We start from the raw sequence: 13,164 nt of genomic DNA, 5'->3' as shown, positions 1-13,164 counted from the left end.
GGGCTCGGCCGATGGCGCGGCAGCCATCGCCCCGCCCGCCTGCGCCGCGGCGGCTGCCGGGGCGTTGCGCGGACGCGGCGGTGGCGGCTGTACGGGCGGGGGCGACTGCGGTACGGGCTGCCGCGCGACGCGGCCCTGCCCGGAGCCGCCTCGGCCCGCGGACGCCGGGGTGGTCTGCCGCCCGCCGCGCCGCCCCTCGATGAGCGCGACCGCGCCGTCCGGCAGCCAAGCGGAGGCGGTGCCGCTGTCGTCGCTGCCGGAACCGAACAGATGCGGGGCGAGCTGGGACTGGAGGTCGGCGGGGGTGGGGCGGCCCGGCGCCTCCATCTGCATGCAGGACTCGATCAGCGGCCGCAGTTCGTCGGGCAGCCCGGCCAGGTCCGGGCCCTCGCGCAGCAGCATGAAGACCGTCTCGACCGGGTTGGCGCCATGGAAGGGGGCGTGTCCGGTGGCGGCGAAGACCAGGGTGGAGCCCAGCGAGAAGACATCGCTGGCGCCCGTGACGCTGCGGGAGTCACGGGCCTGCTCGGGCGACATGTACGCGGGCGTGCCGACGGCGACGTTCGTCATGGTCAGGCGGGTGTTGGAGACGCCGCTGGCGATGCCGAAGTCGATGACGCGCGGGCCGTCCTCGACGACCAGCACGTTGGACGGCTTCAGGTCCCGGTGGACCAGGCCCGCGCCGTGGATGGACTGCAGCGCCTCGGCGATGCCGGCCGCGAGCCAGCGCACCGCCTGGGCCGGCAGCGGCCCGCACTCATTGACTATTTCCTCCAGGGAGGGCGCGGGCACGTACGCGGTCGCCAGCCACGGCACTGCGGCGCGCGGGTCCGCGTCCACCACCGCCGCGGTGTAGAAGCCGCTGACCGCGCGGGCCGCCTCGACCTCGCGGGTGAAGCGGACCCGGAACAGCTGGTCCTCGGCGAGTTCCGTACGCACCGTCTTGATCGCCACGCGCCGCCCGGACGCCGAGCGCGCGAGGTAGACCAGCCCCATGCCGCCGGCCCCGAGACGGCCGAGCACCTCGAACGGGCCGATCCGCCGGGGATCGTGCTGCGTCAGCTGTGTCAGCTGTTCCACCACTTGCCTGCCACCTCCCCGTGGGGCGTAAAAGAGACTCTCAAAAGCCAGTGGCCGCCGAGAGCCACTGCCCCGTGCAGCGTCTCACCGCCTGGCCGATTCGGCCGTACGCGTGCTGATTCTTCCTGGCCGGGCCCACGGTTGCGAACCCGGGGCCGCTCCCGTCGTGTCCCGGCGGGCCCCCGCGCCGCGCGGCGCCGACGTCACCTGTCGTGACGAGGTGCCGCGTACGGGTGCCCCGGCGCACCGGCGTCCGCGCCCGGAAACCCCTCGAACACGGCCCGCACGGCCCTTGGGGCGCCGCGCCGCGGCGCCCTCACACCGGCCGCGTGCCGACGGATATCTCCGGCGACGCCGCCCGGCGCCCCGTGCGCGGCCGTCCGCCGAACCTGCTGCCCGTATCCCTGCCGGTCATGCCGTCCCGTCCCCGTGTCCGTCCCGCGCCGCCGCGCTCCGGCGCGGCCCTTACCCACTGTGCCGCACTCATGGTCACCGCGCTGCCCCGCCCGTTCGAGCGGTTCCCGCACGGGCCCGCTGCCGGGCCGCGCCGTCCGCGGCCCGACAGCGGGTGCCGGTACCGGCCCGTGGGTGCTGTGCGGGGTGCCCGTGCAGCACGGGCCGGTTGTCTATTTAGGGGACAGGACGCCGAACGCGGCTCCCTGGTTGTCGGCGAGCACCGCAAAGGGCCCGCCTGGAGTAGTGACCGGCTCCGCGACGACCCGGCCGCCGAGGCGGGTGGCGGTCTGCACGGCGTCGTCCATTCCGGCGGCGAGGAAGCAGACGGTGAAGTGCGGCGGCATCTCGGCCGGAACGCGGTCGTCCATGAGGACCCGGCCGCCGATCTCCTGCGTCCGTCCGGCCGGCCGCCAGGGGGAGAAGCGCTCGTCGGACGCCGGGCTGTCGGCCACAGCCTCGAAGCCGAAGACCGCGCCGTAGAAGGCGTCGGCTCCCTTCGGGTCGCGGGTGTTCAGGCTCATCCAGACGTACGCGCCGGGCTCGCCCGTCACCTCGAAGCCGCGGTGGCCGCCCGCCTGCCAGACGCTGAAGACCGCGCCCGTGGGGTCGGCGGCGACCAGCAGGGTGCCCAAGTCGCCGACGGGCACGGCCTCGGAGACGATCCGGCCGCCCGCTTCCAGGATCTTCGTGCTGGTCCTGGCGGCGTCCGGGGTCGCGAAGTAGAGGTTCCACGCGGTGGGCATCCGGCCGTCCCGCTTGGGCATCAGGCCGGCGGCGGCCCTGCCGTCCCGGTACGCCACGGTGTAGCCGCCGTGCTCGGCGGAGCCCTCGGAGAACGTCCAGCCGAACAGGTCGCCGTAGAATCGCTTGCCCGCTTCCGGATCGGGCAGCATGACGTCCGCCCAGCAGGGCGTGCCCGCCGCGAATGCAGTCATGGGAACAAAGTAGCCCTGGATCAAGCAGCACGCCCGGACAGTAATCGAACATTTTGTCAATTCTCTGCGATCACGCTCATTACCGGACAATTCTCGGCGTCCGACAATGGACCGTCCCGCGGCCGGCGTACGGCCTTCGGAACCTCGTCCACCGGTGCGGATAAGTTGTCCACAGCCTGTTGATAAGACGATTCACTTGTTCGGGCCAAGCCGCCCGCGGCCCCGCCGCGGACCTCCGAAGACGCCGTGGGCCCGGGATCGGGCAGGGCCGATACGGCCGAACTCCCGCATCCCCATTTGCAGGCAGCCAAATCGCGCTCCGATCACCCCTCGGTAAGCTGACGGCATGACAGGACAAGTACGAACCGTCGACGGCAGAGTCGCCGGGCGCCGCGGACAGGCGACCCGGCAGAAGCTGCTCGACTGCCTCAGCGACATGCTCAGTTCGTCCCCGTACAGAGACGTCAAGGTCATCGATGTGGCCCGCAAAGCGGGCACTTCGCCCGCGACGTTCTACCAGTACTTCCCCGATGTCGAGGGCGCGGTACTGGAAATCGCCGAGGAGATGGCCAAGGAGGGCGCGAGTCTGACCGATCTCGTCGCCGGGCGCTCCTGGGTGGGCAAGTCCGGCCGCCAGGCGGCCGAGGAACTCGTCGAGGGATTCCTCTCCTTCTGGCGGCAGAACGACGCGATCCTGCGCGTCGTGGACCTCGGTGCCGCCGAGGGCGACAAGCGGTTCTACAAGATCCGCATGAAGATCCTCAATGCCGTCACCAACTCCCTTACGGATTCCATCAAGGAACTCCAGTCCAAGGGCAAGGTCGACAAAGACGTCAGCGCGGCCGCGATGGCCGGTTCGATCGTCGCCATGCTGGCCGCGGTCGCCGCCCACCAGAAGGGTTTCACGAGCTGGGGCGTCAAACAGCAGGAACTGAAGCCGAACCTGGCCCTGCTGGTCCATCTCGGTGTCACCGGGAAGAAGCCCACGAAATGAACCCGGCCGGTCCGGCCCCGTTCGACCCGGTCCGGGCGGCATTACGGGAATTTGCGGAATTCCGGGAATCCCGGCCAACTCGGGGAATTCACGGAATCCGGCTCACGGAACACTCTTCTGCGTTCGCGCACGTCCTGCCATGGCTGTCCGGTACAGCGGGTGTTGGCGGCCCCCGGGGCGGCCGGCACCCGCTGTACGCGTCTGCGCACGCCGCCGCTTCATGATCGCGCCTCCAGCCGGAAGATCCGGATCTCCCGTGTGACGCGCGCCTGGTACGCGGCGTACGGCGGCCAGATCTCCCGCACCTCCGCCCACGCCCGCGCCCGCTCGTCCCCGCTCAGCAGCCGCGCCCGTACCGGAATGTCCCGGCCCCGCCAACTGATCTCGGCCGCCGGGTTCTTCAGCAGATTGGCCGTCCAGGACGGGTGCCCCGTACGGCCGAAGTTGCTGCCGATCAGCAGCCAGGTGCCGGACTCCTCCGGCAGGCACGCCAGCGGGGTACGCCGTGGCAGCCCCGTCCGGGCGCCCGTCGCCGTCAGGATCGCCCCGGGCAGCATCCGGGCGCTCAGCAGCACCTTCCCGCCGGTGAGCCGGTGCACCGTACGGTCGAGCGCGGGGATGACGTACGGCGCCACCCGCGCGAACGCCCGCGTGGCCGACACCTTCTGCACCAGCCGCCTGCCGGTCCCCTTCACCCTGCCGACCCCTTTCACCCTGCTGCACCTCTTCGCTCCGCCGGCCTCCCCCGCCCCTACGGGCACCGTTCCCCGCCCGGCCGCCCTCACGCCGGAACCGCCGCCCGGCCGTCGGCCCCGAAGAGGCCCGCCGTCTCGGCGGCGTGCGCCCGCAGCCGGTGCACGGGCCCCAGCAGCAGTTCGTCGCAGGCCGCGCGCTTGAAGGCGAGGTGGGCATCGTGTTCCCAGGTGAAGCCGATGCCGCCGTGCAGCTGGATGGCCTCCCCGGCCACCGCGCGCAGCGTCTCCAGGGCGTGCGCGAGCGCGAGGCCGGGTGCGCCGGGCTCGGCGGCCTGCGCCGGGGCGCCCACCGCCCACGCCGCGTAGTAGGCGCCGGACCGGGCCGCCTGCACCCGTACGTACAGATCCGCCAGCCGGTGCTGGACCGCCTGGAACGATCCGATGGGCCGCCCGAACTGCTCCCGCGCCCGGACGTACTCGACGGTCCGCCCGAGCGCCGCGTCCGCCGCACCGACCGCCTCGGCCGCCAGCGCCGCCGCCGCACCGGCCCCCACCCGCGCCAGCGCGGCCACGACCGGCCCCGGCGCCTCCTCCGCCCCCAGCAACCCCGCTGCCACATCGCGCAGTTGGACACGCGCCGACGGCCGGGTCTCGTCCATCGCCGTCTGCCGGGTCCGTACGAGTCCGGGCGCGTCGCCGGGCACGACGAAGAGCAGCGTGCGACTGCGCGCGTAGCCGCCCGCGTGCGCGGCCACCAGCAGCACATCCGCGCCGTGCCCGCCCACCACCTGCTCGGCCTCCCCGTACAGCCGCCACTCCCCCTCCGCGCCGCCCCGCTCCGGCGCGCACCTCCGCGCCTGGATGCCACCGGCCCGGCCGCCGCCCGCCCAGTCCCCGTCGTTGGGGCCGGTCAGCGCGAGCGCGGTGGCCAGCCGGCCACCCGGTACGGCGAGCGCGCCGGTCAGCTCGCCCGCCGCGAGGGCGGGCAGCAGCTCCGCGCGCTGCCGCTCCGTCCCCAGCGCCAGTACGAGCGGCGCGACGAGGACGGCGGTGGGCAGCAGCGGTGACGGCAGCAGCACGCGCCCTGTCTCCTCGCAGGCCAGGGCGAGTTCCGTGGCCCCGCAGCCGACTCCGCCGTACGCGGTGGGCAGGGCCAGCCCCGGCAGCCCGAGCTGCTGCGCGAGCTGCCGCCACAGGGCCGGGTCGTATCCCTCGGGGGTACGGGCGGCGGCCTTGACCTCGTCGGGGCCGCAGCGCTTCTGGAGCAGTTCCCGCAGCGTACGGCGGATCTCGTGCTGCTCCTCGGTGAACGCGGCATCCATCGGCGGGCTCCTCCCGGCCGTCACCGGCGTGACCTGACGAGCCGTCATGTTAGGTACACCCACCGCAAATGCCCAGCCCCACACGCCTGCCGCCGCCCAGCAAACCTGATGTACCGTCAGCTCCATGCGCAAGGTCGCCATAGCCGGTGTCGCGCTCTCCGACTGCGGACGCGTGGACGACGCCACCCCGTACGCCCTGCACGCCCAGGCCGCCCGCCGCGCGCTGGCCGACGCCGGACTGGACCGCTCGCTGGTCGACGGCTTCGCCTCGGCCGGGCTCGGCACGCTCGCGCCCGTGGAGGTGGCCGAGTACCTGGGACTGCGCCCCACCTGGGTGGACTCCACCTCGGTGGGCGGCGCCACCTGGGAGGTGATGGCCGCGCACGCCGCCGACGCGATCGCGGCCGGGCAGGCGCGCGCGGTGCTCCTGGTGTACGGCTCGACAGCGCGCGCGGATCTCAAGGCCCGCCGCCGTACCGCCAACCTCTCCTTCGGCGCCCGGGGCCCGCTCCAGTACGAAGTGCCGTACGGCCACACCCTCGTTTCCAAGTACGCCATGGCCGCCCGCCGCCACATGCACCAGTACGGCACCACCCTGGACCAGCTGGCGGAGATCGCCGTCCAGGCGCGGGCCAACGCGGCAGCCAACCCGGACGCCATGTACCGCACGCCCATCACGGTCGACGAGGTCCTGTCCGGCCCGGTGATCGCCGACCCGTTCACCAAGCTGCACTGCTGCATCCGCTCCGACGGCGGCTGCGCGGTCCTTCTCGTCGCCGAGGAGTACGTACGCGACCTGGCCAAACCGCCGGTCTGGGTGCTGGGCACGGGCACCGCCGTCTCGCACGCCGCGATGTCCGGGTGGGACGACTTCACCGTCTCCCCCGCCGCCGTCTCCGGGCGCCGGGCCTTCGGGCGGGCCGGGGTCCGCCCGGCGGAGATCGACGTGGCCGAGATCTACGACGCCTTCACCTACATGACCCTCGTGACCCTGGAGGACCTCGGCTTCTGCGCGAAGGGCGAGGGCGGCCCGTTCGTCACGAAGGGGCGGCTGCTGCGGGACGGCGGCCTGCCCGTCAACACGGACGGCGGCGGCCTGTCCGCCTGCCACCCCGGCATGCGCGGCCTGTTCCTCCTGGTCGAGGCGGCACTTCAGTTACGCGGCGAAGCCGGCCCCGACCGCCAGGTACGCCGCGCGCACGGCCGCCCGCCCGAACTCGCCGTGGCGTCGGGGACGGGCGGATGGTTCTGTTCGTCGGGGACGTTGGTGCTGGGGCGGGGGTAGGGGCGCGCTTTACCCGCCCGCGGGGGACTCAGAAGGAGAACGACATGATCGCCGCCTGCGCGGTGGTGGCCGTGGTGTCGAAGAAGGCGACCAGCTCTTCGTAGTTCGACCGCAGGTAGGAGAGTTCGCCGTCCTCGCTGCCGTCCTCGCTGCCGTCCTCGTCGCTGCCCTCGCCGTCGTCCCATACGCCGGGGTACACGTCTTCTTCGGTCATCCGCGCCGCGTCGTAGTGAGCGGCCAGCCGAACGAACGGCAGGGCCCGCAGTTCCTCGGCTGCCGCCTGCACGGTTTCGGCGGACCAGCCGCTGAGCGTGCCTTCCTCGGTGATCGGTATCCCGTCCGTCTGGAGGTCGAGCTCCGCCTCCGCCTCGTCCAGCAGGTACTGGATTCCGGCCCACGACTTGTCGAGATACACCCCGGGATTGCCCGGCCGCCGGTTGTTCCAGCTGAGGTCGTCCAGGAACTCCCTGGCCCACCCCGGGTCCGCGTGCGCCTGCTCCAGTTCCGCCGGCGTCACGCATGTGAACGAGATGACCATGCCCATGGAAGCTCCCCCAAGCGACTGCTGCGGCCCGGTGACCGGATATCGGTGGCCGGTGACCGGTGACCGATGACCGTTGGCCCTTGATCGGCGATCAAGTGTTCCACAGGGTGGTGGGGCGGCCGCCGGCGCGGCAAGGGCTCACTTGTTCTGGACCGGCGGGCAGTAGCCGGTCTTCTCACCGATGGAGTTGATCACGGCGTTGGACCGCGGGTCACCCGCGTAGTTGATCTGGTTGGTGCAGCTCTTGCCGGCTTCCTTCGGGGTGCCCGACGGCGTGGCCTGGTCCTTCGGCTGCGTCTTCTTCGGCGCCGGGCAGCGGCCGGTGTCCTCACCGATGGAGTTGATCTCGGCGTTGGACCGCGGGTCGCCCGCATAGTTGATCTTGTCCGTGCACTTCTCACCGGGCTTCTTCGCGGTGCCCGACGGCGCGCTCTTCCCGTCCCCCTGGGACTTCTTCGCGGTGCCCGACGGCGCGCCCTGCTCGCCTCCCCGGGACTTCTCGCCCGTGGCCCCGGAGGACTGCTGGCCACCCGCGACGGCCGAGGTGGACGGGGCGGACTTCACGCCGGTGCCGTCCTGACAGGCGGTGAGCCCGAACGCGGCGGCGGCGATCACCAGGGCGGCGGCGGCCTTGCGGGCGTGGCGGAGGGTGGCGGTGCGGTGCGTCATGGTCTTCCCCGTTCTCGTCGAGTGGCGCTTCGGCTCGTGAGAACAAGGTTGTCGGCCGCCGCTGACGCTCCGCCGCCGTACGGCTAACGCTCCGCTAACACGCGGAGCGCCGGAGAGCGCGCCGGCCGCTCAGCCGCGGTTGTCGGCGCTGCCCGGGAAGAAGTCGGCGCTTTGCACATACTCCATCGCCTTGGTGAATTCCGGGTCGCCCAGACGGCGTTCCATCTCCTCGGGGCTCACGTCCTCCACGCGTTCCTGGATCCAGTACAGGTTGCCCAGCGGATCGCGCACCCGCCCGACCCGGTCGCCGAAGGACAGGTGGGTGACCTCGGTGACCGAGGTGCCTCCGGCCGCGACGGCCTGCCGGTGCACGGCGTCGGCGTCTTCCACGTAGAGGCGCAGGAAGCCCGGGGTCGACGGCCACTCCGGCCGCGCGTCGAACATCATCACCACCGAGTCGCGGATGCGCACCTCCGCATGCCCGACGACCCCGTCCTCGTCGGCCAGGCAGGCCAGCTCCTCCGCGCCGAATGCCCGCTTCATGAAGTCGATCAGCTGCACCGTGTCGCGGGAGATGATCCACGGCGTGACGGTGTGGTAGCCGTGCGGGACGGGCTTGACGGACATCTGGTGCCTCCTGGAATGCGCGTGCCTCAACGTCAGTGATGACATTAGGCGGGCAGTAGGACAGGTTCTGTCCTACTGCCCGCCAGGTCGCCTTCCTGCCGTCGCCGCGAAGCCCTGACCCGCCCCCCGCCTACGCGAGCGGCAGCGTGTACTCCACGGCGCGTTCGGCCGTCGGGGCGAAGCCCAGCCGCTGGAGCGCGGCGTGCAGTGCTTCGTCGTCGGGTGCCGCGTTGACCTCGGCGGCGCTCAGGCCGGGGTGGTCCGTGTCGAGGGTGTGCAGCGCCGCCGCGGTGAGGGCCGTGAGCGCGTCGGCGGTGCTGTCGGCCTCGCGGTTGTGGACGAGGCGGGCGCGGGTGCCGGTCAGCTCGACGTCGTAGCGGGCTTCGTCCGTGGCGATACGGAACGCGACGTCTTCGTCCTCGGCCGGGAGCCGCCGTACCGCCGCGTCCCCCACGGGAGCGCCGGCCGGCAGGCCGCGCCGCCACCAGCGGTGAACCTCGCCGCTCTCCATGGCGTTCAGTTCCACCGCGGTCTTGCCGGGGCTGGTGTCCTCCTCCGTGATCCACCGCAGCGCCGTACCGCCCGCCTGCCGGACCGCGTCCGCCGCCTCCCGCAGCAGCGGCACCAGCAGCTCGTCCTCCGCGCAGTCGAGTACGGCGACGAAGCGCAGCGAGGCATCGGACGCGCCCAGGTCCAGCAGCGCGACGGAGCCTTCGACGGCCCCCAGGGGGCGCGCGGTGAAGACGGCGACGGTGTCCTCACCACACCACAGCTCACCGGCGATGGCCGGATCGGTTATGCATTCAACGAAGTTTGCCACTTCTTTACCATAGGGAAAATTGCCCCCGCTCGTCCACTATCGCCCCGATACGAAGGGGCCCTCCGTTCCGACGGCTCACCGGAGAGTGGCGAGGAATTCCCGTACGGCCGCGGCCAGCCCGTCCGGTTCCTCGGTCAGGATGAAGTGCCCGGCGTCCAGTTCGACCCGGCGGGTGTGCGGCCGGCGCTCGGCCATTTCCCGGGCCAGTCGCGGGGAGAGCAGGAAACTCGTACGGCCGTGCACGAGCAGGGCCGGGCAGTCGCTGCCCAGCCAGACCGGCCAGTGATCGCCCCGCACGGCGAGGTCGGACGCCACGATGTCCTCCGGCACGAACGGCAACCGCCAGCTGCCGTCCGGCTGTTGCCGCAGCCATTCCCCGACGATCGGGGCCGCCTCGCCGAGCCCGTCGAGCATCGCCTCCCGGGTCGGCGCCCGCCGCGGCCAGTCGAGGCAGAAGGAGATGCCGCTGGGGCCGGTGTCCGCGATGACGACCGGGTCGTCCACGTTGATGAGGGCACGTACCCGGCCGGGGTGCCGGGCGGCCAGGTGGTACGCGTTCTTGCCGCCCATGGAATGGCCGAGCACGACGGCGGACGGCAGGCCGAGGTGGTCGAGCAGGGCCACGGCGTCGGCGACATAGCCCCCGCGGGAGTAATCCGGGGCGCGATCGGACTCGCCGTGGCCACGCTGGTCGGGGGCTATCACCCGCCATTCCGGGCCGAGTTCGCCGGCCAGCGCGGCGAAGGCATGGCCTTCGGAGAAATGCCCGTGCAGGGCGAGGAGGGGTTTTCCGGTGGCCCGGCCGAAGTCCAGGTAGGAGAGGCGGCGGTTGCGGCGGTTGTTCAGAAGCAGTTCGGAACGCACGTATCGCGGACTTTCCATGCCCCGACAGTACGGGTGAGATCACCTCACCGTACGCTTAAGGCCGTTTTTGGGCATTCATGGAAAATCGAGTGTGAGCGTATGAAGAAGCAGGCCCGTCTCACGGCCTTCCTCGCGGCTGCCGCCGTCGCGCCGGCCGTCCTGTTCTCGTCCCCGGCGGTCGCCGCCGAGGCGCCGTCCACGGCCAAGTCGGCGCCGGACCGGGGCGCGGAGGCGAAGCCGGACGAGGCCGGGAAGCAGTCGGACGCCCGGTCGGTGGTCGAGGACCGGATCAAGGTCTCGCAGATCGCCTCCGACAAGAACGCCGGCCGTAGCCTGCGGGAGGCGGCCAACAAGGCGCTGGACGGCACGCCCGAGGACGTGCGCCGGTTCCTGGAGACGGGGCAGTACAAGGCGCGCGACACGGACAACCGCGTGGCGGTCATCCGGACTCTGTCCGGCAAGTACGTCGGCCGGAACGTGCGCGATGCCGTGAACAAGGCGATGGACGGCACCCCGCAGGACCGCGTGTACTACCTGGAGAAGGGGTACCACCTGGCGCAGATCGCGGACAACCGGACCCTCGCGGTGCAGATCTCCAGCATCGGCGGACCTGCGGTGCAGGAGGCCGCCCACGAGGCGATCCGCGAAGGCGACGACGCCATCCAGCGCTTCCTCGACGTAGGCCAGTACGAGGCCCGCGCCAAGGACGAGGCCGCCAAGAAGAAGGCCGAGGAGGAGAAGGCGGCCAAGGAGAAGGCCGACAAGGAGAAGGCTGCGAAGGACAAGGCAGCCAAGGACAAGGCCGACAAGGCTGCCGAGGAGAAGGCCGCCAAGGACAGCGGCAAGGGCGGCACGGACGGCAAGAACGTCCAGCCCGCCACCGATGTCCGTGCCAACGGCGAGCACGGCACCACCGCCGTCACCACCCCCGGCAACGCCGTCACGTCCGCCGGTCACGGCACCTCGCTGGCCGCCACCGGCGTCAGCCCGGCCGCCCCGTGGGCCGTCGGCGGTGCCGCCGTCGCGGTCGCCGCGGGCGCGGGCCTGGTGATCGCCGGCCGTCGCCGTACCGCTGCCGGCGAGCGCGGCTGATCTCTCACGGTTACGGCGGGACGCCCGGCCGCCCGGGCGTCCCGCTCCGTCTCACTTCCCCAGCGGCGCGATCCGCCGCTGCGCCATCACCACCGCCGCCCGGAACCGCGGATCGGGCCGCAGCGCGTACTCCCGGCGGCACGCCTCGGTGAACTTCAGGACGTGTTCGTCCCCGTGCTCCACGGCCCGCGCACCCAGCTCGTCCAACGAAGGCAGTTCCGCGGGCAGTTCGGCCCGCCATGCGCCCGTCCCCTCTCCGCGCCGGCTCGTCGTGAAGGCGAGCAGCAGCGCCGCGTGCACCTGCCACAGCGCGGCCAGCGTCGGTTCGTACTGGTCGGCGGGCAGGTGCGGCAGTACGAGCCGGGCGGCGGCGGGCGCGGTGACGCCGTGGATCAGCGGCACCGGGAAGACTTCGTCGTGGCTCAGGTACACGTCGGAGAACTGCGCCGTCATCTCGCTCAGCAGGTACGGCGCGTGCTCGACGGCCAGCGCGTCCAGCGCCTCGCCGTAGCCCGGCAGGTCGGCGAGGCGCGCCAGCCGGCCGCGTGCGACGCCCGGGTTCATCGGCCCGCCGTCGCCCGGTACGCGCGGCAGCGCCGCGATCGCCCCCGCCAGGTCGTACGAGCCGCGCAGCCGCGCCTGCCCGGGGAGGGCGGTGCAGCGGGCCGCCCAGTACGCCAACCCGCGCGCCAGCTCGGTGAGTTGGGGCCCCGTAGGCCCATCCTCGCCCGCCCCGTACAGCGCGCGCACCGCATGTGCCGTACGGATCAGCCCGTGCGTCAGCCCCGCGAGGAGCCCCGGCAGCAGGCGCGGCCACCACCGGGCGAGCACATCGCGCCACGGGGCACCGGCCAGCTCCCGTACGAACAGCCGCTCCCAGTCACCGGCCCGGTCGAACGCGCCGAGCGCCGGCCGCCAGGAACTCTCGTCGTCGGGGTCGAGCGCGAAACGGGCGGCGGGCGGCTCGTGGTGGGGCATCGCGACCCGGTAGCGCTCCACCCACCCGGCCACCTCGCCCTCGTACCCGAGCACCGCCAGCGCCTCGGCGCCCATCGGCCCGTGATTGGCCAGATCCGCCCCGGCTCCCCGCTCGTACCCCAGGTCGTCCATCCGCTCCAAGGCTTCATTGACCGCGTCGTGATAGCTGATCGACGGCATGCGCCTGCTCCTTCCGGAGGTCGCGATCCCAACAGTTTGGAGATACAGTTTGGAAATCCAAACCATCTAGACTCGCAGTATGCCGCACGCTCCTCAGGCCGAAAACGCCGGGCATCCCGCCGGACCGGTCGCCGAACCGGCCGCCGGCTCCTCCCTCCCGGTACCGGCCCCCGCCGACGTCGAGGTCATCGGCCTGATCCCGCTGCTCGCCCCGTACTTCCGCAAGGGGCTCGTCGAGGGCGCCATGCCGGAGCCGCTGCTCGGCACGATGAAGGCGCACCACCTCACCCCGCGCCACGGTGCGGTGCTGCCGCAGCTCCTCGCGGGCGCGCTGACCGTCGGCGACCTGGCCCGGCGCCTGCGGGTGTCCCTGCCGACCGCGTCCGAGCTGGTCGGCGCCCTGAACCGGGCCGGCATCGTGGAACGCAACGAGGACCCGGCCAACCGCCGCCGGGTCCTCGTCTCCCTGTCCGCCGACTACCGCCCCGCGATCGAGCGTTTCATCGCGACCCGCTCCGAACCGCTGCTGCGCGCCCTCGACACCCTGTCGCCGCGCGACCGCGCGGGCTTCGTCGCGGGTCTGGCGGCGTGGACGCGCGAGATACTGGCGTAGTGCCTCCCGG

14 protein-coding genes are annotated in these 13,164 nt (G+C 72.5%); 4 read left to right on the top strand and 10 right to left on the bottom strand.

Annotation, left to right across the window (positions count from 1 at the left end):
* Both IH45_RS0135745 and IH45_RS0135740 read right to left on the bottom strand, forming a co-directional pair.
* Nucleotides 1–1,083: serine/threonine-protein kinase (locus IH45_RS0135745; RefSeq protein WP_030678548.1), on the bottom strand; the 1,083-nt coding region annotated here is incomplete at its 3' end.
* Nucleotides 1,084–1,706: 623 nt separating this feature from the next.
* Nucleotides 1,707–2,471, bottom strand: coding sequence for a VOC family protein (locus IH45_RS0135740; protein WP_030678545.1), 765 nt, complete (start codon nt 2,469–2,471; stop codon nt 1,707–1,709).
* Nucleotides 2,472–2,817: 346 nt separating this feature from the next.
* Here IH45_RS0135740 and IH45_RS0135735 point away from each other — a divergent pair, with 346 nt between their 5' ends.
* Nucleotides 2,818–3,465 (top strand): TetR family transcriptional regulator, encoded by a 648-nt coding sequence (locus IH45_RS0135735; RefSeq protein WP_003983182.1) that lies wholly within the window; start codon nt 2,818–2,820, stop codon nt 3,463–3,465.
* Between the two features lie 218 nt (nt 3,466–3,683).
* On the opposite strand, the gene IH45_RS0135730 is transcribed toward IH45_RS0135735, so the two are convergent.
* Together IH45_RS0135730 and IH45_RS0135725 are read right to left on the bottom strand one after the other, a co-directional pair.
* Entirely contained in the window at nt 3,684–4,160 is a 477-nt protein-coding gene (locus IH45_RS0135730) for a nitroreductase family deazaflavin-dependent oxidoreductase (protein WP_030678541.1), read from the bottom strand.
* An 86-nt stretch (nt 4,161–4,246) separates the two neighbouring features.
* The gene (locus tag IH45_RS0135725; RefSeq protein ID WP_030678539.1) at nt 4,247–5,482 is read right to left on the bottom strand and encodes an acyl-CoA dehydrogenase family protein; all 1,236 of its coding nucleotides are present in this window, start codon (nt 5,480–5,482) and stop codon (nt 4,247–4,249) included.
* A gap of 124 nt (nt 5,483–5,606) precedes the next feature.
* Here IH45_RS0135725 and IH45_RS0135720 point away from each other — a divergent pair, with 124 nt between their 5' ends.
* Nucleotides 5,607–6,767, top strand: a complete 1,161-nt coding sequence (locus IH45_RS0135720; protein WP_050515424.1) for a thiolase C-terminal domain-containing protein — start codon at nt 5,607–5,609, stop codon at nt 6,765–6,767.
* A 28-nt stretch (nt 6,768–6,795) separates the two neighbouring features.
* Here the strand turns inward: IH45_RS0135720 and IH45_RS0135715 are convergent, their stop codons facing one another.
* From IH45_RS0135715 to IH45_RS0135695, 5 genes are all read right to left on the bottom strand, one after another.
* Complete coding sequence (locus IH45_RS0135715; protein WP_030678535.1) at nt 6,796–7,311, bottom strand: YfbM family protein; 516 nt, start codon at nt 7,309–7,311, stop codon at nt 6,796–6,798.
* Nucleotides 7,312–7,449: 138 nt separating this feature from the next.
* Nucleotides 7,450–7,980, bottom strand: a complete 531-nt coding sequence (locus tag IH45_RS0135710) for a hypothetical protein (RefSeq protein ID WP_030678533.1) — start codon at nt 7,978–7,980, stop codon at nt 7,450–7,452.
* 129 nt (nt 7,981–8,109) lie between these two features.
* The gene (locus IH45_RS0135705; RefSeq protein ID WP_030678531.1) at nt 8,110–8,607 is read right to left on the bottom strand and encodes a VOC family protein; all 498 of its coding nucleotides are present in this window, start codon (nt 8,605–8,607) and stop codon (nt 8,110–8,112) included.
* A 130-nt stretch (nt 8,608–8,737) separates the two neighbouring features.
* Complete coding sequence (locus IH45_RS0135700) at nt 8,738–9,427, bottom strand: hypothetical protein (RefSeq protein ID WP_030678528.1); 690 nt, start codon at nt 9,425–9,427, stop codon at nt 8,738–8,740.
* A 75-nt stretch (nt 9,428–9,502) separates the two neighbouring features.
* The gene (locus tag IH45_RS0135695; protein WP_030678526.1) at nt 9,503–10,309 is read right to left on the bottom strand and encodes an alpha/beta fold hydrolase; all 807 of its coding nucleotides are present in this window, start codon (nt 10,307–10,309) and stop codon (nt 9,503–9,505) included.
* Nucleotides 10,310–10,390: 81 nt separating this feature from the next.
* Between IH45_RS0135695 and IH45_RS1000000145615 the strand changes: the two genes are divergently transcribed.
* Nucleotides 10,391–11,383 carry an ALF repeat-containing protein gene (locus IH45_RS1000000145615; RefSeq protein WP_050515423.1) on the top strand — a complete coding sequence of 331 codons (993 nt, stop codon included), beginning with the start codon at nt 10,391–10,393 and terminating at the stop codon, nt 11,381–11,383.
* Nucleotides 11,384–11,434: 51 nt separating this feature from the next.
* On the opposite strand, the gene IH45_RS0135680 is transcribed toward IH45_RS1000000145615, so the two are convergent.
* A complete protein-coding gene (locus IH45_RS0135680; protein ID WP_030678523.1) occupies nt 11,435–12,541 on the bottom strand; it encodes a questin oxidase family protein in 1,107 nt (368 codons plus the stop codon).
* A 79-nt stretch (nt 12,542–12,620) separates the two neighbouring features.
* Here IH45_RS0135680 and IH45_RS0135675 point away from each other — a divergent pair, with 79 nt between their 5' ends.
* Nucleotides 12,621–13,154: a MarR family winged helix-turn-helix transcriptional regulator gene (locus tag IH45_RS0135675; protein WP_030678520.1), complete on the top strand. Its 534-nt coding sequence runs from the start codon at nt 12,621–12,623 to the stop codon at nt 13,152–13,154.
* The last annotated feature ends 10 nt before the right edge of the window (nt 13,155–13,164 follow it).

Origin of the sequence: Streptomyces rimosus subsp. rimosus (genome assembly GCF_000720725.1) — a bacterium.
Lineage (GTDB): Bacteria > Actinomycetota > Actinomycetes > Streptomycetales > Streptomycetaceae > Streptomyces > Streptomyces rimosus_A.
Note: the sequence above shows the minus strand (reverse complement) of the source record. Positions and strands in the feature narration are given on the sequence as shown.